Source organism: Streptomyces sp. NPDC033966, from assembly GCF_055575955.1.
In genome coordinates this window covers 121,341-147,923 of record NZ_JBVIRQ010000008.1, presented here as the reverse complement: position 1 = coordinate 147,923, position 26,583 = coordinate 121,341, and the positions used below count along the sequence as shown (strand labels likewise).

Genomic DNA, 26,583 nt, shown 5'->3' with positions numbered 1-26,583 from the left:
GCCCCCGGTCACGACCGCTCCCGCTCAATCGGGTGGATGGCGGTCGCATGGATGGAGTACTTCGTCGTACATGGCCCTGGCGACGTCCAGGGGGAGCCCGTACGGCACGGAGACGAATACACCGGCTTCGTCGTGGACTGTTACGCCGTCGATGACGACGAGGGTCGACTTCTCTACGACTCAGCGTTCTTCTCACGCCCAAAGGGCTGTGACAAGTCCGGGCTTGGCGCCCGAATAGGCCTCTTCGAAGCCTTCGGTCCCGCCCGTTTCGACGGCTGGGCGGAGGGCGGAGAGGTCTACCGTGACCCGTGGGGGTTGGGCTTTGAGTACGTCTACGAAGCCGGCGAACCGATGGGCCGCCCGGTTAAGGTTCCCTACCTCCGCATCATGGCGACGGAGGAAGGCCAGACCGGCAACGTATTCGACACCATCCATTTCAATCTGACCGACGAGGCGTCGCCCCTGTCGCAGGTCCCCAACGTTGACGTTGGGCTGACCCGAATCATCCTTCCGGACGGCGGAGAGATCATGCCGTCTACCGCCTCGTCCTCGTCGAAGGACGGCGGCAAGGAAACGTGGGTCTGCTTCGACGAGACTCACCTCTACAACACGCCTGAGCTGCGCCGCATGTACGCGACCGTGACACGCAACCTGCGCAAGAGGAAGCGCGGAGCGCAGACGTGGTACCTCGAAACGACCACGATGTTCGCCCCCGGTCAGGACTCCGTTGCGGAGCGGACGTACGAGGAAGCCGAAGCTATCCGCGACGGCCGGAAGAAGCGCGGCCGTGCCCGCCTCATGTACGACCACCGTTGGGGCGAGTGCAAGAACCTGAAAGACGAGGAGCAGCTCCGCGCAGCGCTCCTGGACGCCTACGGCGACGCCATGGAGTGGATGGATCTGGAGTCGCTCGTAGATGATTTCTACGACCTCCGGAACGACTCCGCGGACGGCCGCAGGTACTTCCTGAATAGTCGGACCGTTGCTTCCGACGCGTGGATGGACCCCGACGCGTGGGCCCTCTGCCGACGCGCGGAGGAGATAGCCGCCGGCGAACTCGTCGCCCTGGGCTTCGACGGCTCCATCCGCGACGACGCGACAGCGCTGACGGCGTGCCGTGTCTCAGACGGGCACCTGATGCTGCTGGGCGTCTGGGAGAAACCGGAAGGCCCCGAAGGCGATGGCTGGCAGGTCGACCGCGAGAGCGTCGACAACGCTGTGAACCGGGCCTTCGAACGCTACGAGGTCTGCGGCATGTACGCCGACCCGCCGCACTGGCAAGACTACGTGGACCGCTGGACGGCCGACTTCGGCGCCGATCTTCAGGTCCGCGCGACACAGGCCCGCCCGCTGGAGTGGTGGACCAACAGACCAACGGCCATGGAGTCGGCGCTCGATCGCTTCATGGAAGCGGTGGAGGACAAGGGCTTGTCCCACGCGGAATCCCTCGACCCCGACGAAGAGAGCCGGTATCTGAAGCTGGGCGCCACTCTCTCCCGCCACGTCAAGAACGCCAGGCGCCGGCCGATGGGCCGGAATCACTTGGGCATCGGCAAGGAACACGCGAAGAGCCCCAAGAAGATCGACGCCGCAATGTCGGCGGTCTTGGCCTACGAGTGCCGCGCTGACGCCGTCGCCGCAGGAATCACGAAGCGCAAGAAGCGCTCGTCCCGTCTCGTTGCCTTCTGAGGGAGGTCCGTACGTGCCTATCGACGCATCGGTAGTCGAGTCTCCCGGCTGGTGGCTTCAGCGTCTTGGGAAGAAGATCCTCGACGAACGGGACGACGTCACTGAAGCTGACGGTGAGGTAACGCCTGGTCTGGACACCCTTCGCAGATACGCGGAGGGAAAGCCGCCGCTCCCTCACGTCCCCGGTGTTGATCCGCGGGAAGTCAAGGAGTGGATGCGTGACGCGCGCACGAACTGGACGAGCCTCGTCATTGACTCGCCGGCGGAGCGTCTCGGGGTCGACGGATTCCGCTTCGGCAAGGGGCGGGGTGGTAAGTCCGCCAAGACCGCCGACGACGAAGCGAACCGCATCTGGCAGGAAAACAGCATGGACGCGGATTCGGACCTCGTCCACTACGGTGCCCTGTCCCAGCGCCGGGCCTTCGTCCTCGTCGAGAAGGGCGACGACGGCCGACCCGTGCTGACACATGAGACGCCGCGACAGGTGGCCGTGGAGCACGCGCAGGGAAACCGCCGGACGCTGGCCGCAGGGCTGAAGCTTTGGCGCGATGACTGGACGGGGCAGACCAGGGCAACACTTTGGACGCCAGACGAGGTCTTCGAGTTCACCACGAAGTCGGACGCGCCGTCCTTCGCAGGCCGGGCCGCTGCACTCCGCGGGTGGGACGCGCTTGCGACCCCGGGTGAGGCTGACGGCCGCCGAGTGAATGAGCTGGGCCTCGTACCGCTCGTGAGCTTCGTGAACCGTCGCAACCGACGGCCCGAGGGGTTCGCGGAGCACGAAGACGTGCTCACGATCCAGAACCGCATCAACCTGTCGCTGATCAACCTCATTGCCGCCATGAAGTACGGCGCCTTCAGGCAGCGATACGCGGCCGGTCTGGAGGTCGACGAGGACCCCATCACTGGGCAGAAGATTCAGCCGTTTCAGCTCGACATACGGAAGCTGTGGACGACCGAAGACCCTGACGTGCGTTTCGGTGAGTTCTCTTCGACAGACCTCATGCCGTACGTACGTGCCGTGGAGGCTGCCGCGCAGGATCTCGCAGCGATCAGCCGCACCCCGCCCCACTACATGATCGGCGCCGTTGTCAACGTCTCCGGGGACGCGCTGAAAGCCGCGGAGACGGGCCTCGTCAGCAAGGTCAGGGACCGCCAACGGAACTATGGAGAGTCCTGGGAGGCAGTCATGAGGCTGGCCTTCAAGGTACTCGGCGACGAGCAGCGCGCGACGGCGTACGACGCCGAAACCGTCTGGCGTGACCCCGAGTCGCGCAGCATCGCCGAACTTGCCGACGCAGCAGTGAAGAAGGAAGCTGCCGGCGTCCCGTGGCGTCAGCGCATGGAGGACATGGGCTACACCCCGGCGGAGATTGCACGCATGGAGGTCGACCGCGCGGCGGACGCGTTGAACGCGACGCCGGCGCAGGAGCCGCAGCCCGTCTCACTTCAGGCTGCGCGTGACGCGAAGCAGCGACAGCAGCAGCCCCAGCAGGACCCGCGGACGGTGATCGGCCGTGGCGCTGACGCAGCTTGATCGTCAGTACGGCACAGCCGTTCGCGGTGTGTGGACGTCGACATTGGGGCGAGTCAGCCGCTCGTGGACCGATCTAGGATCGTGGCGCGGAGAAGACGTTGAACGCTTCCAGCGGACGGCCCTTCCCGCCATGCTTGCCGGTCAGCGCCAGATTGCAACGCTGACGACGAGCTACCTGGAACGCCTTTACCGAGAGATCACCGACGAGTCGCAGCGTGCAGAGCTGGACCTCGACCGGGTAATCGGCCGCGCACTTCGCGGCGTGGATCCGGCAGAGGTCTACCGCAGGCCCTTCGTCGACGTCTGGACGGCGCTGTCTCACGACGAACCCTTTGACGTCGCGCTGGAGCGCGGGGCGCACAGGCTTGAAACGATTGCGTCGACTGATCTCCAACTAGCCCGCACGCACACCGTGCGGGAGGTGACCGCAGATCAGGACGGCGTGGAATACACGGTCCGTGAGCTACAGGGCGAGTACGACTGCGCTCTCTGCCTGATCGCCTCGACGCAGCGTTACCACAAACGGAACCTGGCCCCGATTCATCCGGGCTGTGACTGCCTCGTCAAGACGGTCCGGGCTGATTACGATCCGGGCCAGGTCGTCGATGAGGAGCGGCTAGAGGCCATTCACTCCGCCGTCGAAGCGGCCCTCGGCGACTTCGACCGCGGAGGCCGGGCTCTGGACTACCGCAAGATCATCATTTCCCGCGAGCACGGGGAGATCGGTCCCGTACTCGGCTTCGCCGGCCAGCGCTTCACCGGGCCGGACGACATCAACCTTCCGACCTGACGCCCGCCACGGGCCGACGACTCCCGACAGGGGACCCCGCATGCCTCGACGCACCCTCGCGCGCCAGAACCTCATGACCTTCGCGGCGCAGCCGTGGACCCTCTACGAGACCGACCCGGCCGGCGGTGGGGGAGGTGGAGGCGGCGCTTCGACGGTGAACGAACACGGCTACCCCGACGCGACGCCCATTGCGGAGATGACCGCAGAGCATCAGGCCGCGTACTGGAAGCACCAGTCCCGAAAGCACGAGGCCCGTGCGTCTGCTGCGCCGGACTTTGCGGAACTGGAGCGGCTGCGTGCGGCTGACGAGGAGCTGAAGACCCGCAAGGCAGCCGACCTGTCCGAGACGGAACGGCTCCAGAAAGAGCGTGACGACGCCCTTGCGGCTGCGGAGACGGCTCGGGCTGAGGCGGCGACGGCGACGGCTGCGTCCCTGCGAATGCAGGTGGCCGCGGACAAGGGGCTCACCGCCAAGCAAGCGGCACGACTCCAGGGCGCTACCCGGGAGGAGCTGGAAGCGGACGCTGACGACCTCGTGTCGACGTTCGGCACTCCCACACCGCAGGGCGGCAACCGCTCCGGAGGTGACCGCGGAGGCGACGTCAACCCGCCGAAGTCCGTCGAATCCGGCGCGGAGCGATACCGCGCGAAGAACGGCAAGTAACCCATCAACCTGGAGGAATCCATATGGACCTCAGCATTCGGAGCGCCAGCTTCGGACAGGACCGTCGGGATTGGCTGGGGTCCGCCCACGGCACCGACGCCCCCGTGAGCGTCACCCTCGATGTCTCGAAGTTCACCGCGAACACCCACTACCCGGCTGGATTCATCAAGAGCGGGATTCCGCTCGGCCGGGTGACGGCGTCCGGCAAGTACGGCCCGTACGACAACGCGGCCTCCGACGGGCGAGAGACCTGCGTGGGCTTTCTGTTCACCGACCAGAACGTGATCAGTCCGCGTGGCGTCGCCTCGACGACCGTCGTCGGCTCGATGCTCCTGCACTGCTTCATTCGGGAGTCCAAGCTCCCCGTCGCCATCGACTCCGCCGGCAAGACCGATCTCGGCGCCCGCGTCGTCTTCGTCTGAGAGAGGTAGCACTACATGCAGCTCATTGCAGAGTACGCGACGCCGGCGGAGCTGACCGGCTACGCGCGGGCGGCCCTGCGGGACCGTGAGGAGAACCAGTTCTCCCTGAATCGCTGGCTTCCGAACACGACAATCAACGATCTCAGCTACCGCTTCACCCGGGGTGGTGGTGGCCTCGTTGAGGCGGCCGTCTTCCGAGCATACGATGCTGAGTCGGACATCGGCTTCCGGCCCGGTGGCGCGCGGGTGACCGGCGAACTTCCGCCCATCTCGCGGAAGATGCCGGTCTCGGAGTACGACCAGATTCAGATGAGGAACGTCGACACCCAGGGCGAGGAGATCCGCGACGCCATGGAGTCGGACGCGGTTCGGCTCGTGTCCGCCATCGCTGCCCGCCTGGAGCTTGCCCGGGGGGACGCGCTCTTCAACGGCAGCGTCACCATCGCGGAGAACCGGATTCAGGCGTCGGTCGACTTCCAGCGCTCCGCGTCCCACTCCGTGACGGCCGCGACGGTGTGGAGTGACACGGAGAACGCCAACGCGTACGACGACCTTCAGGCGTGGCTCGACGTCTACAACACCACGAACGGCGTGCTCCCGGCGTACACACTGATGAGCCGGAAGATCTACAACTACCTGCGCCGGAACAAGCAGCTCCGGGAACTCGCTTACCGAGGTGCGTCGTCGGCACCGACTGTGCTCACGAAGGACGATCTGACCACCATCCTTGGCGACTTCGACATCCCACCGCCGGTGATCTACGACGCGAAGGTGTCGGTCGACGGCACCGCCACGCGAGTCACTCCGGAGGATAAGATCCTCTTCCTTCCCGAACAGGGTGACGCGGCCGGTAAGACCCTGTGGGGCGTCCCGGTGGAGGCGAACGACCCACGGTACGGCCTCCAGGGCGACGGCGCCGGCGTGGCTGTCGGCGCGTACAAGTCGGAGGATCCGCAGACGCTTTGGACCCGAGCAACGGCTATTGCCCTCCCGGTTGTGGCGGCTCCGGACCTGACCTTCGTCGCCGACGTCCTTACCTGATCAGAATTGCGAGGCACTCACGCATGGCGCGTCTAGCCAGCATCGTCCACGTGGTGGATGAGTCGGGCCGGAGCTTCGTCTTTGGGCCCGCCGACGAGGTCCCTGCGTGGGCTGAGTCGCGTATTACCAACCCGCGGGCATGGGACGAGCCGCCTTCCGTAAGGCGCCTTACGGAGCCGACACCGAAGAAGCCCACCCCGGTCAAGCGCGCTAGCGCCCGCCGAAAGGGGGCGGCCGATGCTCCTGTTCACGACGACTGAGCTGACGGCGCTGCTTGGCCGCCCGCTGACGCAGGCGCAGGGGGATCTAGTTCATGAGCTGACGCTAGACGCCTTCCATGGCGAAGTGGGGAGCCGGCTGTCGGATCCCCCGCAGCCCGGCGTGAAGAGCGTGGCCCTGGCGGTCGCGGCTCGGACCCTGACGAACCCCGGTGGAGTCCGCAGTGAACAGGCGGGTGGCATGCTCGTCTCGTACGCCGACGCACAGACCGGTGTGGTCCTCTCGGAGGACGAGCGGCGCCGGCTGCGTAGGTCGGTCGGGATGGCGGCCGGGGCCGCAATGCTGGACATCACGCCGCAGGATGCCCCGTGGGGCTGATCGCGTCGCTGATGTCAGAGACGTGGACCATTGAGCGCCCTGGTGCCCCCGTTCGCGACTCGACTGGGAGCTACGTTCCCGGCCCCCCAGTACACATCGATGTCCCGCTAAGCGCGGTGATCAGCCCGTACGGCGTGACGGTGGGGTCTTCCTCGGAGACGCACGACGCGTCGACAACGGTGGAGACGAGGCGGGTTTTCGTGGCGCCCCTCGGAACCGACGTCCGGGCCGGCGACCGGATCACGGGTAGCGACCGGACGTACGAGGTTGTTGGGGCGCCGCTGATCTTCCCCTTGACGTCCCTGGCTCGCGTCGAAGCGGCGGTAGAGGAGGTGACCGGCTGATGGCCTACCGGTCGACGTACACCGGTCGCTACTCCGGCATCGGCGCGATGCTGTCGCGGCCGTGGCTGCACGCTCCATGCAAGGCTGCGGCACTGAAGCTCCAGGCGGCTGCACAGGCGGTCGCGCCCGTCGGAGACCCGACGGAGGACAGGCACCCCGGGCTGTACAAGGCGTCCTTCGTCGTTGAGCCGCTCCTCAAGAACGTGCCCTTCCGCGGGAAGCCCCGCCTTCGCGCCGGCGCCCGTGTCATGAACGTTGCCCCGCACGCCTGGCGCGTAGAGCACGGGGACGGGCGGGTTCCGCGGTACGCCCCGCTTCAGCGTGCCATCGACACCGTGAAGGCGACCCATGGCCTCTGACGTCGAAGCGGTGGTTGCCCCCTGGATAGAGACAACGCTCACCGTGACGGCTGGAGCCGAGACGCCGCCCGACCTTGAGGACCGGCTCCCCTTCGTCCGCGTGGAGCGGATCGGCGGGCCGGACGACCGATTCACGGATCACCCCCGCATCGCCGTCGACGTCTTCGCGACCACGGCGGACGAGGCGCGGCTCCTGGCCGCTCGCGTGAGTGACGCGCTCCTATTCCTGCGTGGCCCAGTCGGCGGCGCCGTCGTCCGTGACGTTCGATGCGACGCCGGCCCGTCCCGTCAGCCATGGGCCAGCCCGGCCATTCATCGGCGCGGAGCCACGTACACCGTGAGCCTGTACGCCGCATAACCCCCTAAATTTCGACCCGGATTGCCGTCGGCATTCGGGTCTTTCGCATGCCCTGGAGGGCTCATGGCGGATACCCGCAATGCCGATCTCACGTTCGGCGCAACCGACTACCTCGTCTACATGGCGGCCAAGGATACGGCGGCCCCGACCCCATTCACCGACCCCGCGACAGGGTGGACGAATCTCGGGTGGGTAACCACTGAGGGCGGACTCTTCAAGCTCGAAGAGGAAACTAAGGACATCGAAGCGGCCGGCTCCCTGGAGCCGATTCGTACGCTGATGACCAAGTCGACAAAGAGCGTCCAGGTCACGTTCCTGGAAGGACTGAACCCGCTTGTCCGCGCGCTCTACGACAACGTGCCGGTTGCGTCGCTGGAGCCGACGACGGACATCGCGACGTACAACATGCCCGACCAGCCGTCGGACCTTCGCTACGCGTTCATCTTCGACACGATGGACAACGGAAAGCGGATGCGGCTCTACATGCCGAACGGGAAGGTTGTGGAGCGCGGCGACGAACAGCCACAGACGGCTGACGTTATGCCCGTCCAGATGACGTTCAAGTTCTACAAGGGCGCTTCGAACGCGGCTGCGGTGAAGCGGTCGATCAAGTACGGCGGCATCGACGTTTCCGGCTTCTTCCCGGCGTAGCCCTAAACCAGCGGGGCCCGTATCTGCGCGGGTCCGGGCCCCGCTCATTCCCAACACAGTTCCACAAGACCCGCGCACAGCCACAACCATAACGACTTAGGAGACCCGCGCATGTCTGCTACCACCCCCGCTCAGGCTCAGGAGAACGAGGCGACGGAGGAGTACGGTACTGCCCCGCTCTGTGGCGTTGACCTGCGGATCAAGCCTGTCACCGCCTGGCGCCCGTCCTACCTCCGGGCCCTTCGGGAAGCCGACTACGACACGTGGGCGGCTGGCGTGCTGCACGCCGACGACGTTCAGGAGTTCATCGATCTGGACGCCACTTTCGAGGAGATCAACGAATTCACATCGGCCGCGATGGAATCCGTCGGTGAGGCCCCGGGAAAGTCTGGTCGACCCTCCGCGTCCTCGAAGCGCACGCGGAGGAGCTAGAGGCAGATATCCCACGGTACTACCCCGGCACAAGACTGCTGGAGGTGTACCGAGGAACTCTCTCCCTGCGGACGCTGAGGATCTGGATTGAGCATCTTCCGCCGGAGTCGGCGACGAAGACGGCCATCCGGAACAGCGTAGACCCCGATGAGCTTCGAGAATCAGGCGACTACCGGCCTGACTTGGGTCAGTGGAGTGCCGTGGAAATGCTCCTGGCGCAGCTTCGGGACGAAGTTGTCCTTAGTCGGCACGTCGCAATAGCGGCTGCCGGCGGGAAGCCGGGTGAGTTCAGTCCGATGCCCCGTCCTGGGGTGCCCCCGAAGTCCGCCCAGCAGAGGGGGATGACGGATGAGCAGCGCCGCGCCCTTGACCCGCGGCTGAGAGACCAGCCGACGGAGGCGTAATGGCGGACCTGGATATTGTCGGCGGTGTTGCTGTCGACGTCGTGCCAATCGTCCCCAATTTCCACAACAAGCTCAAGGCGCTCGTCCTGCCCATTGCTGACAAGGTCGGCAAGGAGGCAGGGGAGCGAATGGGAAAGGCGATCAGCGACAACATCGTGATCGCCATCCCGTCGGCAATCCAAAAGGGCGGCGCTGCCGCCGTACGAGCCGCCGGGAAGCAGGGAGACGACGCGGGCGGGGCCTTCGCGCGCAGCATCCGGCGGAAGCTCGAAGTCGCGTTCAAGGCGATGCCGAAGCTCGACGTGTCACTGTCGGACACCGGCGTTGATGCTCAGCTTGCCCGCATCAGGGCGAAGCTTGAACAGCTCAGCAACAAGCGCGTCGGCGTCGACATCAGCGCGGAGGACGCGTCTGCCCGGGTCGAGGCCTTGGAGGAGCAGCTCCGCCGGCTCGGGGCCGCCCACCCGAACGTGGTCGTCCGGGCGGATACCGCTGTAGCGCGTGCGGCACTGGTGGAGATCCGTGAGTCAATCGCGGAAATCAGCGCGGTGCCCGGCAGGGTCAGGCTGGAGACTGACGGCACCTTCGGTGCCCGGCTCCGGGCCGTCGTCGAACAGGCGCGGACGTCACTGCCTGAGATCAACATCGACGCAGACACGAGCCCGGCACGGGCCGAAATCCAGACCCTGCGGGCGCAGCTCGACGCCCTGGCGGATCAGCGCGTTGGGATCGACATCGATGCCGGCGCAGCGCTGGCGCAGATCAATGAGGTACAGGAGCGCCTGAGGACCCTCTCCCTGACGGCCGCAGACATTGACGTCCGCGCGGACACGGCGGCAGCTGCCGCGCAGTTGGCTGCGCTCCAGGCGATGGCCGACGACACGAAGGTTTTCCGGATCCAGGCGCTGGCGGACACGTCGGGCGCGACGTCGGCGCTGATGCATCTCGTAGCCCAGTTCGGCATCCTCCTTGCTCTTCCCGCAGCACCGCCAATCCTCGCGGGTCTCGGCGGTATCGCTGCCATGGCGACGGCCGGTGCCGCTGGCGTTGGAGCCTTGGCGCTTGTGGCGGTCCCCGCCATCAAGGGCGTGACGTCGGCGCTCCAGGCGAAGAAGGCCGCTGACGAGGACGCCGCGAAGGCTGCTGACAACGGAGCCGCAACGGCCGCTCAGGCGGCGCAGCGCGCGCTTCAGATGGCTGGCGCACAAGATGCCCTCTCTGCCGCGCACCGAAACGCTGCCCGCTCCATCGCTCAGGCGAACCGCGGAGTCCAGGACGCTGAACGTGCAGTCGCACAGGCGGCGCAGCGCTCAGCCGACGACCGGATCCGGGCCGCGGAAGCTGTCGAGCGCGCGGAGGAAGGGCTCGTGCGCGCGAAGCGAGATGCGCAGCGCGCGGAGGAAGACCTCACGCAGGCCCGCGCCGACGCTGCGCAGCAGCTCAGGGAGTTGAGCGACCGTCTTACTGACGGTGCCCTTGACCAGCGTGCTGCCGCCCTCCGGGTCCGCAAGGCAGAGGAAGACCTCAACGAGGTTCGTGCCAAGGGCGCCGCAGCTTCCGCCCTGGAGCAAGACGAGGCGCAGCTCCGCTACGACCAAGCCGTACAGGCCGCGAAGGAACAGCGCAGGGAGTTCGCGGAACTCCAGCAGGACGCAGCAAAGCAGCGAAAGGCCGGCGTCGACGGATCCGACGCTGTCCGCGCTGCCACGGAGCGGGTTGGTGACGCACAGCGCGCGGTCAGGGATCAGACGAAGGCTGTTGCCGACGCGCAGAAGGCGGCGGCTCGGACTCAGGTCGAGTCCGCTCAGGCCGTGGCTGACGCTCAGCGTCGAGTAGCGGACGCCGCGGAGGCTGCTTCCGCAGCCCAGATCAGCGCTGCGGAGTCCATCGAGGCGGCGGAGCGGGGCGTTGAGTCCGCTCGCCTGTCGGGTCTGAGTGCACTCTCGCAGTCGTCGGCGAAGACGGATGAGTACCAGCGGGCACTGGCCAAGCTTTCGCCGGAACAGCGGCAGCTCTTTGACGCCATCGCGGGGCCGACCGGGCTGACGTCCGCTTTCAAGGCATGGCATAAGGAGCTTCAGCCGGCCGTACTTCCGCTCTTTACGCGCGGCGTCGACGGAATGAAGGGATCACTCCCGGGCCTGACACCGCTGGTCCTGTCGGCCGCAAGCGCAGTTGGCACGCTGATGGACAAGGCGTCAGCGGAGTTGAAGACACCATTCTGGCAGGGATTCAAGAAGGATATCCAGGAGTCGGCGGAGCCTGCAATCGTTGGGCTCGGCACTGCATTTGGGAACATCCTCGTGGGTATGGCGGGCACGATCGACGCCTTCCTCCCGCACATGGACGGCATTGTCGCTGCCTCGGACCGGATTACCGGACGCTTCGCCAGCTGGGGAACCAGCCTGAAGGGGTCTCCTGAGTTCGAGAAATTCCTTGCCTACGTAAAGGAGACGTCTCCAGGGCTGGCCACATTCCTGAAGGACATCCTTAACGCCGCTCTCGATGTAGGGAAGGCCTTGGCGCCCCTCTCGACGACAATGTTCGAGTGGCTGGGGCCTGTATTCACTGCCATCTCTTGGATTTCGATCAACGCGCCCGGTTTTGTTCAGATCCTGTGGGGGATCTACTTCGCTCAGAAGGCGCTAACGCTCGGAATGGCGGCTTTCGGTGCGGCAATGGCCATCTACGAAATCGCTGTGGCCGGCGCCACCCTCGTGACGTCGGGCTGGGCGGCAGCGCTGAGTGCGACGGGGATCGTTCCTCTTATTCGAGCAGTCGTGATCATCGTTGGATTGCTCGCTCTCGCCGTCGTATGGGCCTATAACAATGTCGGGTGGTTCCGTACGGCAGTAGACACGGCCTGGGCGGGAATCAAGTTCGCGACCGAATGGCTGTGGACGACGATCCTGAAGCCCATTTTCGAGTTCATCTGGTGGGCCATTAAGGGCGTCGGAGAAATCGCGATGTGGCTTTGGGAGAAGGCGATTGGGCCCGCGTTCAGCTTCATCTGGGGTGCGGCAAAGATCCTTTTCCAGATCCTAGCGGTGATTGTCCTCGCGCCTCTCTACGTCCTCTTCAAGATAGTCGGAGCCATTGTGATGTGGCTCTGGGAGCACGCTGTTCAGCCTGCCTTCCAGTGGATCGCAGAAAAGGGGATGTGGCTTTGGGAGAAGGTGCTCAAGCCTACATTCGGCTACATCAAGGCAATTCTTGTGGAGGTCGGAGAGACCGTTAAGCGCCTATGGGATGCTTACGTCCGCCCTCACCTCGACTCCATCGCGGAAAAGGCGCGGTGGCTGTACGAGTACGGAGTCAAGCCCAATCTTGACAAGTTGAAAGACGCCCTAAAGTTCCTCGCGCTGGGCTTTGAGGTCTGCAAGGAGGACATCAAGCGGTCGTGGGATCAGCTGAAGGACATTACGCGGGGACCAGTCAAATTCATCATTGACACCGTGTATAACGGGGGCATCGTCCCTGTCTGGAACGCCGTCTCTAAGATCACGGGCGTCAGCAAGATAGAGCCGATCAAGGGCTTCCACACTGGCGGCATCATGTCCGGCTATTCGCCGGGACGTGACGATCGGTTGATTGCCGTCGGTGGCGGTGAGGCCATCATGCGGCCGGAGTGGACGCGGGCCGTCGGGGCGGACCGGATCAATGCGTGGAACGCGGCGGCGCGTTCTGGCGGCATCGGCGGTGTTCAGCGGGCTATCTCCGCCGGAACGCCGGCGTTCGCAGACGGCGGAGTCGTCGGTTGGATCAAGGATAAGGCAGGGCGTGTAGGCGACGTCCTGAAGGGCGGATGGGAGGCCCTGACGGATCCCGGCGCGCTCTTTGACGACCTGATCGGCAGCGCGAAAAGCAAGATGTCGAGCATTGCAGACGACAATGCGTGGGCGTCAATGGTCACCAAGGTGCCCCTTCGGCTGCTGGGGGACTTGAAAGACAAGGCCCTTGAATGGTTCGGATTCGGCGGGGATGGCGGCGTCTGGGCGAAGCCAGTAAACGCTGGATTCGGAACACGATTCGGTGTATCCGGAGGTATGTGGGCGAGCGGCCGACACACGGGCCTCGACTTCCCCGCAGGCTTCGGCGAGATCGTCCGTGCTGTCGCGGGCGGTAAAGTCAGCATCGCGACGGGCGGAGGCCCGTACGGAAATCACGTGATGATCAATCACGGTGGCGGGCTGTCGTCGCTCTATGCCCACCTTTCTGAAATCGCCACCTCCGTAGGGCAGGTCGTCTCGCAGGGCCAAGTGATCGGACGTGTGGGAGACAGCGGAAACGTTACCGGTCCTCACCTCCACCTGGAGGCCCGAATCAATGGCCGCGCTGTCGACCCCATGACCTATCTCTCCGGAGGCGGGTCCGGCAACGGCGGTTCCGACGTTCAACGGTGGCGCGGGGTCGTAAACCAGGCTCTGGCGATGACGGGTAACCCACTTGGGTACGCCGATACCACCCTTCGCCGAATGGCGCAGGAATCCGGCGGCAACCCGCGCGCGGTGAACCTCTGGGACATCAACGCGCGGGCCGGATACCCGTCAACCGGCCTCATGCAGGTGATCCGGCCGACATTCCAGAGCTACGCCGGTCCATTCCGAGGGACCGGGCCGTTCATGTACGGCGTGTCGATTGATCCGCTTGCCAACATCTACGCCTCGATGCGGTACGCAATGGACGCATACGGGTCACTGCCGCGTGCTTACAACCAGCCGGGCGGATATGCGAACGGTGGATTCCCCGGAATTGGGGAACTAGCGTGGGTCGGCGAACATGGCCCCGAATTGGTGCGCTTCCTCTCGCCGACACAGGTCTACAGCGCGTCGGACTCCCGCGCTATGGCGCGTCAAGCGTCGAGCCTGCGCGGGCTGACCCCGTCGATGGGGCCGACGCAGCTCCACGCCGACGTTCACGTCTACGTCGGGGACCGCGAAATCACGGACATCGTCGACGTCCGCATCAACCAGCGCGACGCCCTGGCGGCGGACGCACTCACTACGGGAAGGCGGTACTGAATTGCCCGACGACGAGCCTGAAGGGCCGCCCCTTGTAGATCCGGTCCCGGTCCCGGAGCCGGAGCCGGAGCCGGACCTCCCCGTCTACACCGCACCACTCGTCGAGCCTCCGCCGAACGTCGGCGCGGCCCCAATGCGTGGTGAGATGGGAGGTGACGGCGGATGACGGTACCTCTGGCGTCGAACCTGATACCGATCACTACATCGAGCGTGGAAATTTCCACCAGCGGATGGACAGCGGGCGCCAACACCACACTGTCGCACTCGACGCGCTTCTATCAGGGGGCGAAATCCCTGGGGCTGACTGCGACGGCTGCCGGTACCGTCTCAGCGACCACCACAACCCGATACGCGGTGGTCGCCGGGACGGAGTATCAGGCCTACGCCTTCTTCGCCAACGTGGCTGCGGCTTCCGGGAGAACATCATCCGTCACGATCACGTGGTGGGCGGGCTCGTCGGGCGGCTCCGCCCTCTCGACGTCGGTCGGGACGGCTACATCCCTAGCCAACTCGACGTCCTGGAACACCCCGCCCCCGCAGGTGACGGCAACAGCGCCCGCCGGAGCGGCCTATGCATCCCTGACGATCACGGTGACGGGCCTGTCCGCCGGCGCCGTGGTGGCGGCCGACTTGATGACGCTCGGGGTTCCGAACGTCGTCGCCTCGTCGATGCTCGCCTACAACGTGGCCAGCGTCGAAGGCGACACCTCCGGCTGGTCTGCGATCACGAATTGCTCCGCGGACCGGGTCTCTACCGACTCTTGGGAAGGCTGGTACGCCCTCCGCTCGACGGCCACAGCCGCCGGCGCGACAAGGATGAACACGAGCCTTCTCTACACCGTCACGCCGGGCACGGAGTACGTGGCCCACGCCGTGGTGAAGCCGGGCACGGCGTCCATGGATGTGGAGATCCAGATTCGGTGGTACGACTCCGGCGGCGTCTTCGTCTCGGGGAGCGACGGCCCTTGGCTGTCGATGCCCGGGACGGCGTGGACGCGAGTGACGGTCATCGGCACGCCCCCGGCCGGTGCCGTGACTGCGCGGGTCTCCCTCAAGTCCACGGCAACGGCCGCAGGGCAAACATGCCTCTGGGACATGGTGGCGCTGCTGCCAGCACCGCGGATTGCGGGAACGCTCCTCGACTACGGGACGCAGTCCTTCGAGGTCAGCACATCAGGGTGGAGCGTAGTCTCCGGCTGCACGATCGCCAGAACAGCGGCCACCCAGATTCAGGGCGCCTCCTCGATGGCGATCACGACGGCCGGGGCCGCCTACGCCACGGTACGAACGGTGGCGGCCGTGCCGGTGACTCCTCGTCGGGCGTATCAGGCGACGGCGTACCTGTACCACGGGGCCACGGCCGCGAACGTCAGCGTTGACGTCCTCTTCACGTGGTACGACGCGCTGGGTGTCGAGGTCACAACAGGCACCTACCGGTGGGAAACCAGTACGCTCGCCGGCTGGTACACCCCGATGGGTGCTGACGTTGCGCCGGACAGTGCGGTGTCCCTCAGGGTCGGCTTCCGCATCCTGGCTCCAGGGACAGCAACGTACTACCTCGACGAGGCGGCCGTCACCCTGGGCGGTCTCGGCGTCATCGCAGACGTGATCCCGGGGGCATATGGAGCCGCTATCAGCCTTCAGGGGCTGACCACGGGCGGCCACACCCACTACGGCGTGTGGCGGGTCCGGGAAGACGGCGCCCTGACCGCAGTCCGCGGTGAAGGCGGGGACATGACGGCGGTCCCGATCACTGGGGACATCGCCGTCGCCTCCGACTACGAGGCCCCACTAGGGGTCCCAGTGACGTACAGCGTGCGCGCCTACACCGGGTCCGCGTACCTCCGCGCGACCTCCAGGCCCGTGACGATTCCTGAGCCGCCAGTAACGGACATCGTGGTCAAAGACCCGGTGGAGCCGGTCCGGTCCTCGACGCTCACCGTCGACACGGTCCCGGACTGGACCCGCGCGGCCCGTCAGGGAGTGCATCAGATCACCGGGCGATCGACGCCCATCGTGATCACGGACGTGCGAACCAGCCGTACCGGGACGCTGACCGTCGTAACTGCGACGCGCGACGACATCACCCGGTTGTGGTGGCTGCTGTCGTCGGGCAACACCCTCTTGATCCAGTGGCCTTCGACGTGGGGCGAGCAAGACGTCTACGTCCAGGTTGGCGACGTCACGGAGACGCACATCCTCCGGTGGGCGAAGTACCAGGACAGGACGTGGCAACTACCGCTCGTCGAGGTAGACCGCCCGATCGGCGGTCTCGTCGGATCGGCCACCCGCACGTGGGCGGACGTCGCGACGGAGACGGACTGGCTTGACGTCCTGACTACCCACGGCACGTGGCTGGGCGTCTACTCGGGGGAGGCCGGCTGATGCAGACGATCACGCCGGCCTTCCGCCAGGCGCTCACGACATCACACCGGATCGCCGTCCGAGTGGACGCGTACTACAACGGGGCGCTCGTGCTCCCGGACGTCCCGGTTGCTGATGGCGCTGTCACCCTCGACCGCGGATCCAAGGTTCGCCGGTCGCTTTCCCTGACGGTGCCGGACCTGAAGCTCCTCCCCTGGAATGCAACCGACCCTCTGGCCGTCTACGGTCAGGAACTCGTGGTGTCCCGGGGAATCCCGTTCGCCTCAGGCACGGAATGGGTTCCGCTCGGAACCTTCCGGATTGACGAGCCGTCGGCGAATGTCAGGATGGGACCAATCACCCTAACGGGTAAGTCGGCTGAAGTCGTGATGCAGGACGACCGATTCCTAGCCCCGACGTCGACGCGTGGATATCCAACGTGTATGGACGTCCTGACGTACCTGATCCACCAAACCGACCCATCGGCGACGATCGTCAACGCAACAGCAGACCACAGAAACCCTGCTTGTCCGGTCGCAACGTGGAACGCGCAGTCGGACCGTTGGGACGCCGTTACGCAAGTCGCTCGCGCGATGAACTCGGAAATCTACTGCGACGCAACGAACCGCTATATCGTCGCGGACTCTCCCAACGTTCTATTGGCTAACGTCGTCTGGGACATTGCAGAAGGAGAGGGTGGAACGCTAATGGCCGCCTCCCGAACGATGTCCCGAACGGCCGTTTACAACGCCGTTCAAGTATCGGGAGAGAACACCGCATCGAACAGCACGCCGGTTAGTGCGGTGGTGTATGACGACGAGCCGACGAGCCCCACGAGGTGGGGTGGTCCATTTGGCAGGGTTCCGAAGTTCTATTCATCGGCTCTTATGACGTCGAGCGCGGGGTGTCTGGCGGTGGCGGAGTCGATGCTCTTCGATGCCACCGCACCGAATATCCAGACCTCAATTTCCGCTTCCCCGAACCCCGCGCTGGAGCCGGGAGATTGCGTGCGGCTGCGATATGCGGGGCGCCGGAATCTGTTTCTCGTCCAATCGCTGACAATCCCCCTGACGGCTACTGGCTCGTCAACCCTGACTCTGCGAGGCGGCAAGGAGGACAGTACGTGAGCCAGTCTCACCGGCTCGTCGACGCAGTTCAGCGGACTGCCGCGGACGCAGTCACACAGCGCGGAGCCTCATGGGTCATGGCAGTGGTGACCATTGTGAATGGTGACGGAACCCTCGACATCACGACGGCGACGGGCCCCGTCTACTCCGTCCGCCGGCTTCGGCACGTATCCGTGTCAGCCGGGGACAAAGTCATGGTGGCTACCAATGCTGACGGGAATTGGCTCGTCGTTGGAGCGACGGCCCCGTAATCATCTAGGCGTCCTCGTCGACGCCATTTCAAAAATACCGATACCCATTAGGGGAGACCTGCGCATGCCCGGAGTCGACGACCTCGACCAGAATGTTCCGTACCCGCTGCTGAGTGACCCGCCGAACATTGAGTCTGCCGTCGGGAACCTCGTTTCCGCTGCGGTTCCGAAGCTCAACATGCGTTTTGACGACGCCAACGCTCGTGCCGCTGCCATTCCGTCGCCCGTTGCGGGAATGGAGTGCTTCCTCATCGCGGAGCAACGGAAGGAAATCTTCGACGGGACGACGTGGGTAACGATTACCCCAACCGGTTGGGTGCCGATCACCTTCGCGTCGGGATACGAAGCCCGCGGAGGAAGTCCGGCTTTCCGCATTGTGAACCAGTGCGTCGAGCTTCGGGGCTCCGCACGCAAAGTCAGCCAGACGGCGTTCAGCCGTGGAGTCGCGTTTACCATCGCCACTTTGCCATCCATCGCGCGCCCGCCGGCGTACCGGACGTACATCGCTGCGACGGAATGGGCGGCAGACCTTTACGCCCGTGTGGAGGTCGAGCCGGACGGGGACATCATCGTAATCGTGGCCCCGACGTCGACCACTACGGCCGCTTCGTGGGTCTGCTTCGACGGAATCCGTTACTCGCTCGTCTGAGTCACCGCACATCAATTTCGGCCCCGCATCGTCGGGGCCTTTTCCATGCCCAGATTTAGGAGACCCACATGGGTGAGATATGGATTCCCGAGGCTGAGCGACTTGGCGGAGGCAAGATCGGCGGCGCGATGGACACGCCCGACGCTCCCCCGCGCGTCGTCTGGCACACCACGGAGAGCGGGGCGGGCGACGCGGCCTTCAACAGTGTCGGGGCGTACCTGATCGCCGTCAGCTCCGAGCCGCACATCCTCTACGACCCGACGACGGACCGCCTCGCCCAGTACGGCCCGCTGAACCAGAGCGCACGGGCACTGAGGAACGCGGGGGACCTGAGGACGAACCGCACGGGCGCCGCGTGCATCCAGATTGAAGTACTTGCGCGGGCCGCGAAGCCCTTCACCGAGTACTGGAAGCCGGGCAAGAACTTCCGTGCGCTCATGCGCGCTATCCGCTCGTGGGGCGTGCCGGACGTCTGGCCGGCGGGGGAACTGGCGAAGTCGTACAGCGACGCGTCGAACCGGTCGACCTCCACGTGGCGAACGCAGGGTGGCCACTATGGTCACTGCAACGCGCCGGGTAATGATCACTGGGACCCCGGCAACATCGACCGCGTGGCACTGCTGGCGGCCGGTGGCGGCTCCACGCCTTCCACACCTCAGCCGTCCAAGCCGCGTGTGTCCCTCGCGCGGCTCATCGCTGCGGCCCTGCGGGACCCCGGCCTCCCGCAGGGCGGGACGACGAACCCGGGCGACGTACGCCCCGTCGAGGCTGCACTCCAGGCGGAGGGGCTCCTTTCCGCCGCGTACGCCAAGGACGGGTCCTTCGGCACCCTGACCCGCAAGGCGTACACGCAGTGGCAGCTCAAGCTGTACCCCGGCGCAAGCACGGCACCAGGCGGCGCGGCTGACGGCATCCCCGGCATGGACAGTCTGAAGCGGCTGGGCACGAAGCACGGCTTCGAGGTCATCGACTGATGGGGTCGGAAGTCCTGATTGCTCTCATCTCAGCGGCGGCCGTAGTGGTCGCCGCTGGGCTGGGGACGGCCCCCGCCCTGCTACGGCGTACCCGCGTCGCCGTGGCGGAAGACGGAGCAGCTACTCGTGACGCCTTGGAGGCCATGGGCGCCGTCCTTCACGCCCGCATCGGCGACGTGCGTGACGACATCGACGACGTCCGCGAAGACGTCGCCCGCGTACGTGAGTGGCAGGCCGGTCATGACGCGGAGCACCTCCTCCTTGGCCGCCCTCCTGGAGGTGACTCATGAGCATGCCCCCGGGCATCGCGACGGTGACCCTGAACGGGCGCTACGTCTACCCGGACGGAACCCCCCTCGTCGGCACGGTGACATTCGCAACGCCGGCGCTCCTGACGCTCTCCGGCGCGGACACGATCAGCGCAGGCGCAGTGACTGTGACGCTCGACCCTAGCGGGCAGTTCTCCGTCATCCTGATCGCCACGGACAACGCGAACAGCCAACCCACCGGGTGGCTGTACCAGGTCACGGAGCGATTCAAGGACGTCAGCGCCCGGGCCTACTCCATCCCCCTGCCACAGGGCACGCCGACGGTGAACCTCGCCGACATCGCGCCGGCCAACCCAGCACAGGGCAACTACTACCCGGTCGTCGGACCCGCGGGCGCGGACGGTCAGGACGGCACCGACGGGCGGACAGTCCTCTCCGGGACGAGCGCGCCCTCCAGCGGGACCGGCGTCGATGGTGACTTCTTCATCAACATCGCCACGTGGACGATCTACGGCCCGAAAGCCTCTGGCAGCTGGCCGGCCGGATACCCGATCGACGGTAACCCGCTGATCTCGTCTGTGAACGGCGCCGTCGGCGCCGTCGTGCTCGACGCGGCTGACGTGGGCGCCGACCCCGCAGGAGCGGCAGCATCCGCGCAGACGGCCGCCATCGCTGAAGCCCACAGCTACGCGGACCAGGCTGTGGCCTCGGAAGTGACGCGGGCGAACGCCGCATATGCGACGGGGTCTGCTCTCGCGTCGGCCACTGACCGAATCACCCTCACCGAGATTGCTACGGCAGCCCGGAAGCGTCAGACGATCCGGCGCGGAGGCATCCCGGATCTAGCGCTCGCGGACCCGCTGTACTCCGGCGCGGCACCGACGATCACTACGGCGCAAACAACGACGAGCAGCATCTCCGGCGCCGTCAAGTACGCGCCTCCGCTCGTGACGTTGGCCGGCTCCGACGTCCGCGGGGACTTCCTCTTCCTGGGCGCGAGTGACTTCCAGATTGGCGCCTCGTCGCCGGACACGAACTACGCACTGCCGACGTCGCGTTACCCGCACACCTATGCGTCGGGCCAGGGGTCGTGGGCGCTGGAGTTCGTCACTGACGCCAGTGTCCTCGAACTCCGCTTCAAGTACATCTCGTCGGCCTCCACGTACAAGCTGAGCATCGACGGCAAGCCGCTCACTGCCACCCCCGTCAGCGTGGGCGGGACAACGACCGGGTCCGGGCACATGCTGAAGGTCGACTTCGGCTCGTCGGCGGTGAGGCGAGTCCGCTTTGACCTCTACAGCGTGCCCTTTGGCGGCATCTACCTCGGGCCCTCAGCAGCGCTCTGGCGCCCGGTGACGACGCGCGGGCGGCTGATGGTGCTGGGTGACAGCATCACGGACGGGTCGTCGCAGAATGCCGGCGGGGGAGTGGGGACGTGGCTCTACAAGGCCGCGCGCATGCTCGGCGTTACCGACGTCTGGGCTCAGGCCCGGGGAGGTACGGGATACATCACCGCTGGCAGCTACGCCACTTTTGGTGACCGGCTTACGGCCGACGTGGTGGCCTATGCTCCCGACGCCTTGATCATCAAGGGCGGCTACAACGACAGCTCCGGCTCTCAGGGCGCCATCGGGACGGCCGCAGCCTCCCTGTACTCCGCCGCAAGGAGCGCGCTCCCCTCGACGCAGATCATCGTGGTGGGACCGATCGCTCCGACGGCGTCGCCAGCCACGAGCATCGTAAACACGGACACGACCCTCCGAGGGGAAGCAACGGCCGAGGGCCTGCCGTTCATCTCCCTCGTCACAGGCGAATCCCGTGACGGCGCAGGAACGGTCGTCAGCACCCAGAACCCGTTTGTGACGTCGGCGAACGCAGCAACGGTCATCGGCGTCGACGGCGTCCACCCGACGGACGCAGGTCACGCTGACCTTGCCCGCTGGATGGTGCGCGCCCTGGCGCCGGTGCTGCCGCTCTAAGAGCACTGATGACTTCCGGCTCGATCCCCCCATAACTCCTCCGTCAGCCAGAGGGCAGGGGAGAGGAACGTCATGAACATCGGACTCATTGGCCGTGCGCGGGCCGGTAAGGACACCGTCGGCCGGATCCTGCTGGAACACGGCGGCTGCGAACGCGTGGCCTTCGCGGACCCGCTGAAGGAAGCGGCGCTGCGACTGGACCCGGTCGTCTACTCGTTCACCGTTGACGGCTACGAGACCGAGAACACAAGACTGTCCGAAGTTGTTGAGTGGGGCGGCTGGGAGAGGGCGAAGGAGGAGCACGAAGTCCGCCGCATCCTCCAGGAGCTGGGCGCGTCCATCCGAGCCATCGATCCGGACTTCTGGCTCCGTGCCGGCCTGTCCCGCGTCGACGAGGTGAACCGCACCACCGGCCGCCCTTCTGTGATCACAGACGTCCGGTACCCCAACGAAGCGGAGAGCCTGCGACGGGCTGGCTTCCACCTGATTTACATCGACCGCCCCGGCATTCCGCACCTGGACCACGAGTCGGAGGGCGCGCTCACCGCGGACGACGCCGGGTTCGTCATTCGGAATGACGGCTCCCTCGACGACCTGAAGGTGCGCGTCAAGGAGGTGTGGGACGTCATCCACACCGCCGAATCGCGCCGTCACTTCGCACGATCCCTCTCCTGAAAGGACCCCATGAAGAAGCTGATCACGCGCGCCAAGAGCGCCGTCACGGACGTCACCCTTCGCGCCTACGCCGCGCTCCAGATCTTCGCCGCGCAGGAGCCCGTACGGGTCCGAGCGGGACTTGCGTCAGTTATTCTCGCGGGCGGCGCGTGGCTCGGCCTCGACGTCTCCGGCTACCTGGAGCAGACGGCCGTAATCGGTGCCGTCGTGCTCCCGCTCATCGTCGGCGAGTCGACACGGAAGCGCGTCACTCCAACGCTTGATCGGTAAGGCCTGAGCCCCCGTTCTCCCTGATGGGAGGGCGGGGGCTTTTTGCGTTTCCGGGCAGGAGCGTGGAGGTCTGACGCACATGTCGCGAGACGGCTCGTCTCGATGTGATCTATGGCACACGATGGTTTTATCGCCCCCGGTGGAGGGCAGGGCCGGGCAGTATGCACGGGTCACCATCGGCCGACCTCCGTAAGGCGCCTTACGGAGGGGCGGAATCCACACAGGGCGGGCGTACCCTCTTGATCATGCCGACCTCACCCGGCGCCCTGGTAGACACGCTGACAGCCACATGGAAGCGCATTCGCGATGCCGTGCCAGATCTACCAGACGCGCGCATTACCGTAAGTACAGCTGCCCCGCCCGCTGACCACGGACCGGAGCGATGGAGCCTGGTAGATGGAGCGCTACAGGGGCTCGCAGTGCCCGCTGAAGTGCTGAAAGCGGGGCCGGAGAACGTGATCACATTTCTCCTGCACGAGGCCGCTCACGTCCTCAACTGGGTACGCAACACCAAAGACACCGCTACCCGCGGCTACTACCACAACGACGCTTACCTTCGCGCCGCTCTCGAAGTGGGGCTGGAGTGGTCGGCGGAGAGGGAGCGCGACCGGACGCGCGGCTACCCGCACCCGGAGATGCCGGCTCATACCCTTCAGCGCTACGCCGACTCCATCCAATCTCTACGTGAGTCCATCCCAACGGTGCTCCCGCACCTCACCCCACGTGGAGGAGCGAAGCGCGCGGCGCGTCCGTCCGTCCAGTGTCAATGCGACCCGCCCCGACGAATCTGGGCGGCACAGTCGACGCTGGATCTGGGGCAGGTCATTTGCGGTGTGTGCAGGAAGGATTTCACGTGACGCTCACAACGCGCCGTAGACAGCACCCCCGTACTTCGCGCTACTGTGAGCCTACGATCACCGTGAGGAGCTAGCGCATGTCCAATTCGACCCTCCCCCTCCCCCGCGGGAAGAGGACGGCCGCAGCGACGTCGCAGACCGCACACCCGTCGCTGTCCGTCGACGACGTCCGCCACCAGTCCGAAGAGGAGCTTCTCGCCCGAGGGGCCGCGTACGCGCGTGAGTACGAGGCGATCAAGGACAAGCAGACAACGCTGCTGAAGAACATCGCCGTAGTCCTAGTCGAGCTGCGTCGCCGTTGCAATGACTTGCCAGGGCGTAGTCACGAGTACAAACAGCTGGCGGCGTCGCTCTACTCCCGCTCCGGCATTCCGTCAGACAGTCAGGATGCCATCCAATCGGCTGTGCGCTGGCACATCGGCAACCACCTGCGGTCGGTGGTGTCCCCTGAGGAGCTGGCGGCGTACAACTTGAAGCTGGCGGGGCCGGCAGATCGGGAGAAGGAAGCCCGCCAGTCCCGGAATGCGATCGTGCACACCGCGCGGGCTGAGCTGACAGCGTCGTCGATGAAGAAGACGGAAGCCAAGCCGACTGCCGACCAAGCTGGCACGCCCGCACCCGCGCCTACCCCTCCGTCGTCCGCCGTCGGTGACCATCTGAGGCTAGGTCGGGGAGCGCACACGATCTTGGCGCAGCTGTCGCCGTCAGTTGTTGACTCCATGACTGATGGTCAGCGCGCCAAACTGGATGATGAACTAGCGGCCATCCAAAAGGTGGTTGCAAAGCTGCGTCGGCACGCCAAGAAGCGCAGCTCAGCGGCCTAAGACGCCTCGTCGTCGCCCTCGTCCGCACCCTCCGCACAGGTCAGAATGCCGAACCGGACCACACTTTTCACTTCTCTTAACACGCGTCAAGGGAAAGTAGAAATAGTGGTTCGGTTCGGCATTCTGTCGTCAGTCTGTCGGCAAGGAGGACGCGCTGAAGAATCTTGAAGCGAGCTGATGACTTGCGCCTCCGTCCCCCCATAACTCCCCTGTCACCAAGAGACAGGCGGAGGACGAATGGCCGGAGTGAGCACGATCAAGCGGGGCGGGTCCCGCTTCTACATCGACCCGAGCGACGGGCGCGTAAAGGTCCCGGGCGTGACGAGCATCGTCGGCATGCTCCCGAAGGACTTCCTGACGTTCTGGGCAGCGAAGGAGGCTGCTGAGGCGGCCGTCCACAACTGGGACATCGTCTCGGAGCTGTGCAAGCGCGACCCACAGGGAGCCATCGACTACCTGAAGAACGCGCACCGACGGAAATCCCATGCCGCTGCTGACCTGGGCAGCGAAGCGCACGACCTCTTCGAGCGCATGGCGCGCGGTGAGCGCATCAACATGAACCACGTGCACGGTGATCTGAAGCCCTTCGTCCGCTGGTTCCAGGAGTTCCTGAACGAGGTACAGCCCCGTTTCCTCTACCTGGAGGAAACGGTCTGGAGCGACACTTACGGCTACGCCGGTTCTTTCGACGCCATCGCGGAGATTGACGGGGAAGTGGTCGGTCTCGACTGGAAGACGTCGAAGGCCGTCTACGAGTCCGTAGCACTCCAGCTCAGCGCCTACCGATATGCGGACCGCGTCATCCTGGCTGAGACCGGTGAATCGGTGCCCATGCCGAAGTGGTCCGGCGGCGCTGTCCTCCACGTGCGTGCCGAGGGCTGGCAGCTCGTCAAGGTGGCGTGCGGCCCTGACGTCTTCGAGCACTTCAAGTCCCTCCGGCACACCTTCGACTGGGAGGCCGACGCGAAGAAGGGAGTCGTCGGCAAGCCGGCCGTCGCATCCGGCGGCGCCCTGATCACGGGCACCCAGAGGAGGGCAGCATGAGCAGCCTCACGGACATCGGCCGTGCCCTTCGGCGTGAGCGTGAGGGCGTGCACTACGGCGACGGGACGGGGGATCCCCGCAGAGACAAGCTGGCGATCATTGACCGGCTGGAGGAAGTGGCTGTGCGGGCTATCCACGCCGAGAACGCTCGTGGCGGAGAAGCCCGGCAGGTCGTTGCCGATGTGGCTCAGGCCCTCAGCGTCGATATCGACGACGGTCCCGGGCACCGATGGGACGCGGACCACATGCGGCGGGTGGTGGGGGCGGCTGAGTCCCTGGCGCAGGAGCGGGACGAGGTTCGGGCGGAGTTCCACAAGATGAGCGAGCTACTCCACCAGGCGCGGGACCAGCGTGAGGTCTGGAAGGAGTCGTTCGAGACGCTGGAGGAGCGGCTCGTGCGGCCTCTCCGTCGACAGCTGCACGAGGAGCGCGAGAAGAACGCGGCGCTCGTGGCGGAGGCACGGGCCGCGCGAGCAGCCCTACGCCGGGAGCCGGCGCGCATGGTGATCCATACTACGGCGGCCGAACAGCACGATTGGGAGTCCAGCGACCTCGCTACGGCTGATGTGCTGGCCAAGATCGCAGCCACAGCCCCCGTCGGCTCCCTCGTCGACGAGCTGAAGTCCGTCATCGTCAGCCAGGCGCGGGAGATCGCGCGACTGAAGGGGGAGAGCGAATGAGCATTCTGGTGGAGACCGCTGACGAAGCCCGCAAGCGCCGTGAGAGCGAGACGGTGGCTTCGGTCGCCGGGAACACTGTGCTGGCGCCGCTGGAGGCGTGGTTCCTCATGCTGCTGATGGGCGGGCTGCACTCGACCTTCGAAGCCGTTCCGGCCATCGGCTACGGCCCCGCCTTCCTCCTGGTCCTGGCGGTTCTCCTGGCGGCGCACATGACCGAAAAGTTCCGTTGGGTCCAGTAACACGAGGCACTCATGGAAAAGCGGGGGGTCCAACATGGGCGCCCCGCTCCTACGCATGCGCAGAGGAGAGAG

General features: G+C 65.8%; 26 protein-coding genes. 25 read left to right on the top strand and 1 reads right to left on the bottom strand.

What is annotated here, in order from left to right; translation table 11 throughout:
• Window positions 1-36 precede the first annotated feature (36 nt).
• The 17 genes from ACZ518_RS23370 (at window position 37) to ACZ518_RS23290 (ending at window position 19,674) form a co-directional block, all read left to right on the top strand.
• On the top strand, window positions 37-1,689 hold the full coding sequence (locus ACZ518_RS23370; protein ID WP_469114943.1) for a terminase: 1,653 nt from the start codon (window positions 37-39) through the stop codon (window positions 1,687-1,689).
• Between the two features lie 13 nt (window positions 1,690-1,702).
• Entirely contained in the window at window positions 1,703-3,226 is a 1,524-nt protein-coding gene (locus tag ACZ518_RS23365; RefSeq protein WP_469114942.1) for a phage portal protein, read from the top strand.
• Complete coding sequence (locus ACZ518_RS23360; protein WP_469114941.1) at window positions 3,207-4,016, top strand: hypothetical protein; 810 nt, start codon at window positions 3,207-3,209, stop codon at window positions 4,014-4,016. Before ACZ518_RS23365 ends, ACZ518_RS23360 begins: the two co-directional genes overlap by 20 nt.
• Window positions 4,017-4,056: 40 nt before the next feature.
• Entirely contained in the window at window positions 4,057-4,680 is a 624-nt protein-coding gene (locus tag ACZ518_RS23355; protein ID WP_469114940.1) for a hypothetical protein, read from the top strand.
• A 23-nt stretch (window positions 4,681-4,703) separates the two neighbouring features.
• Window positions 4,704-5,102, top strand: coding sequence for a head decoration protein (locus ACZ518_RS23350; protein ID WP_469114939.1), 399 nt, complete (start codon window positions 4,704-4,706; stop codon window positions 5,100-5,102).
• A gap of 15 nt (window positions 5,103-5,117) precedes the next feature.
• On the top strand, window positions 5,118-6,143 hold the full coding sequence (locus tag ACZ518_RS23345; RefSeq protein WP_469114938.1) for a major capsid protein: 1,026 nt from the start codon (window positions 5,118-5,120) through the stop codon (window positions 6,141-6,143).
• A 237-nt stretch (window positions 6,144-6,380) separates the two neighbouring features.
• Entirely contained in the window at window positions 6,381-6,740 is a 360-nt protein-coding gene (locus tag ACZ518_RS23340) for a hypothetical protein (RefSeq protein ID WP_469114937.1), read from the top strand.
• On the top strand, window positions 6,731-7,084 hold the full coding sequence (locus ACZ518_RS23335; RefSeq protein ID WP_469114936.1) for a hypothetical protein: 354 nt from the start codon (window positions 6,731-6,733) through the stop codon (window positions 7,082-7,084). Before ACZ518_RS23340 ends, ACZ518_RS23335 begins: the two co-directional genes overlap by 10 nt.
• Window positions 7,084-7,443, top strand: a complete 360-nt coding sequence (locus ACZ518_RS23330) for a hypothetical protein (protein WP_469114935.1) — start codon at window positions 7,084-7,086, stop codon at window positions 7,441-7,443. Before ACZ518_RS23335 ends, ACZ518_RS23330 begins: the two co-directional genes overlap by 1 nt.
• Complete coding sequence (locus tag ACZ518_RS23325) at window positions 7,433-7,801, top strand: hypothetical protein (protein WP_469114934.1); 369 nt, start codon at window positions 7,433-7,435, stop codon at window positions 7,799-7,801. Before ACZ518_RS23330 ends, ACZ518_RS23325 begins: the two co-directional genes overlap by 11 nt.
• A 63-nt stretch (window positions 7,802-7,864) precedes the next feature.
• Window positions 7,865-8,452 (top strand): phage tail tube protein, encoded by a 588-nt coding sequence (locus tag ACZ518_RS23320; protein WP_469114933.1) that lies wholly within the window; start codon window positions 7,865-7,867, stop codon window positions 8,450-8,452.
• 111 nt (window positions 8,453-8,563) lie between these two features.
• Complete coding sequence (locus tag ACZ518_RS23315; RefSeq protein WP_469114932.1) at window positions 8,564-8,884, top strand: hypothetical protein; 321 nt, start codon at window positions 8,564-8,566, stop codon at window positions 8,882-8,884.
• A 403-nt stretch (window positions 8,885-9,287) separates the two neighbouring features.
• On the top strand, window positions 9,288-14,309 hold the full coding sequence (locus tag ACZ518_RS23310) for a peptidoglycan DD-metalloendopeptidase family protein (protein ID WP_469114931.1): 5,022 nt from the start codon (window positions 9,288-9,290) through the stop codon (window positions 14,307-14,309).
• A 162-nt stretch (window positions 14,310-14,471) separates the two neighbouring features.
• Window positions 14,472-16,694 (top strand): hypothetical protein, encoded by a 2,223-nt coding sequence (locus ACZ518_RS23305; RefSeq protein ID WP_469114930.1) that lies wholly within the window; start codon window positions 14,472-14,474, stop codon window positions 16,692-16,694.
• Window positions 16,694-17,800, top strand: a complete 1,107-nt coding sequence (locus ACZ518_RS23300; protein WP_469114929.1) for a DUF5047 domain-containing protein — start codon at window positions 16,694-16,696, stop codon at window positions 17,798-17,800. The genes ACZ518_RS23305 and ACZ518_RS23300 overlap by 1 nt, the downstream gene beginning before the upstream one ends.
• Before the next feature lie 315 nt (window positions 17,801-18,115).
• Entirely contained in the window at window positions 18,116-18,700 is a 585-nt protein-coding gene (locus tag ACZ518_RS23295; RefSeq protein ID WP_469114928.1) for a hypothetical protein, read from the top strand.
• Window positions 18,701-18,768: 68 nt separating this feature from the next.
• Entirely contained in the window at window positions 18,769-19,674 is a 906-nt protein-coding gene (locus ACZ518_RS23290) for a peptidoglycan-binding protein LysM (protein WP_469114927.1), read from the top strand.
• Window positions 19,675-19,754: 80 nt separating this feature from the next.
• On the opposite strand, the gene ACZ518_RS23285 is transcribed toward ACZ518_RS23290, so the two are convergent.
• On the bottom strand, window positions 19,755-19,916 hold the full coding sequence (locus tag ACZ518_RS23285) for a hypothetical protein (protein WP_469114926.1): 162 nt from the start codon (window positions 19,914-19,916) through the stop codon (window positions 19,755-19,757).
• 44 nt (window positions 19,917-19,960) lie between these two features.
• Here ACZ518_RS23285 and ACZ518_RS23280 point away from each other — a divergent pair, with 44 nt between their 5' ends.
• The 8 genes from ACZ518_RS23280 to ACZ518_RS23245 all read left to right on the top strand — a co-directional run bounded on the left by ACZ518_RS23280 (window position 19,961) and on the right by ACZ518_RS23245 (window position 26,511).
• Window positions 19,961-21,922: an SGNH/GDSL hydrolase family protein gene (locus tag ACZ518_RS23280; RefSeq protein WP_469114925.1), complete on the top strand. Its 1,962-nt coding sequence runs from the start codon at window positions 19,961-19,963 to the stop codon at window positions 21,920-21,922.
• Between the two features lie 72 nt (window positions 21,923-21,994).
• Window positions 21,995-22,597 carry a deoxynucleotide monophosphate kinase family protein gene (locus ACZ518_RS23275; protein ID WP_469114924.1) on the top strand — a complete coding sequence of 201 codons (603 nt, stop codon included), beginning with the start codon at window positions 21,995-21,997 and terminating at the stop codon, window positions 22,595-22,597.
• Window positions 22,598-22,606: 9 nt separating this feature from the next.
• Entirely contained in the window at window positions 22,607-22,867 is a 261-nt protein-coding gene (locus tag ACZ518_RS23270) for a hypothetical protein (protein ID WP_469114923.1), read from the top strand.
• A gap of 419 nt (window positions 22,868-23,286) precedes the next feature.
• Entirely contained in the window at window positions 23,287-23,724 is a 438-nt protein-coding gene (locus ACZ518_RS23265; protein ID WP_469114922.1) for a hypothetical protein, read from the top strand.
• 77 nt (window positions 23,725-23,801) lie between these two features.
• Window positions 23,802-24,548, top strand: coding sequence for a hypothetical protein (locus ACZ518_RS23260; protein ID WP_469114921.1), 747 nt, complete (start codon window positions 23,802-23,804; stop codon window positions 24,546-24,548).
• A 237-nt stretch (window positions 24,549-24,785) separates the two neighbouring features.
• The gene (locus ACZ518_RS23255) at window positions 24,786-25,592 is read left to right on the top strand and encodes a hypothetical protein (RefSeq protein WP_469114920.1); all 807 of its coding nucleotides are present in this window, start codon (window positions 24,786-24,788) and stop codon (window positions 25,590-25,592) included.
• A complete protein-coding gene (locus tag ACZ518_RS23250) occupies window positions 25,589-26,272 on the top strand; it encodes a hypothetical protein (RefSeq protein ID WP_469114919.1) in 684 nt (227 codons plus the stop codon). Before ACZ518_RS23255 ends, ACZ518_RS23250 begins: the two co-directional genes overlap by 4 nt.
• Window positions 26,269-26,511 carry a hypothetical protein gene (locus ACZ518_RS23245; protein ID WP_469114918.1) on the top strand — a complete coding sequence of 81 codons (243 nt, stop codon included), beginning with the start codon at window positions 26,269-26,271 and terminating at the stop codon, window positions 26,509-26,511. Before ACZ518_RS23250 ends, ACZ518_RS23245 begins: the two co-directional genes overlap by 4 nt.
• The last annotated feature ends 72 nt before the right edge of the window (window positions 26,512-26,583 follow it).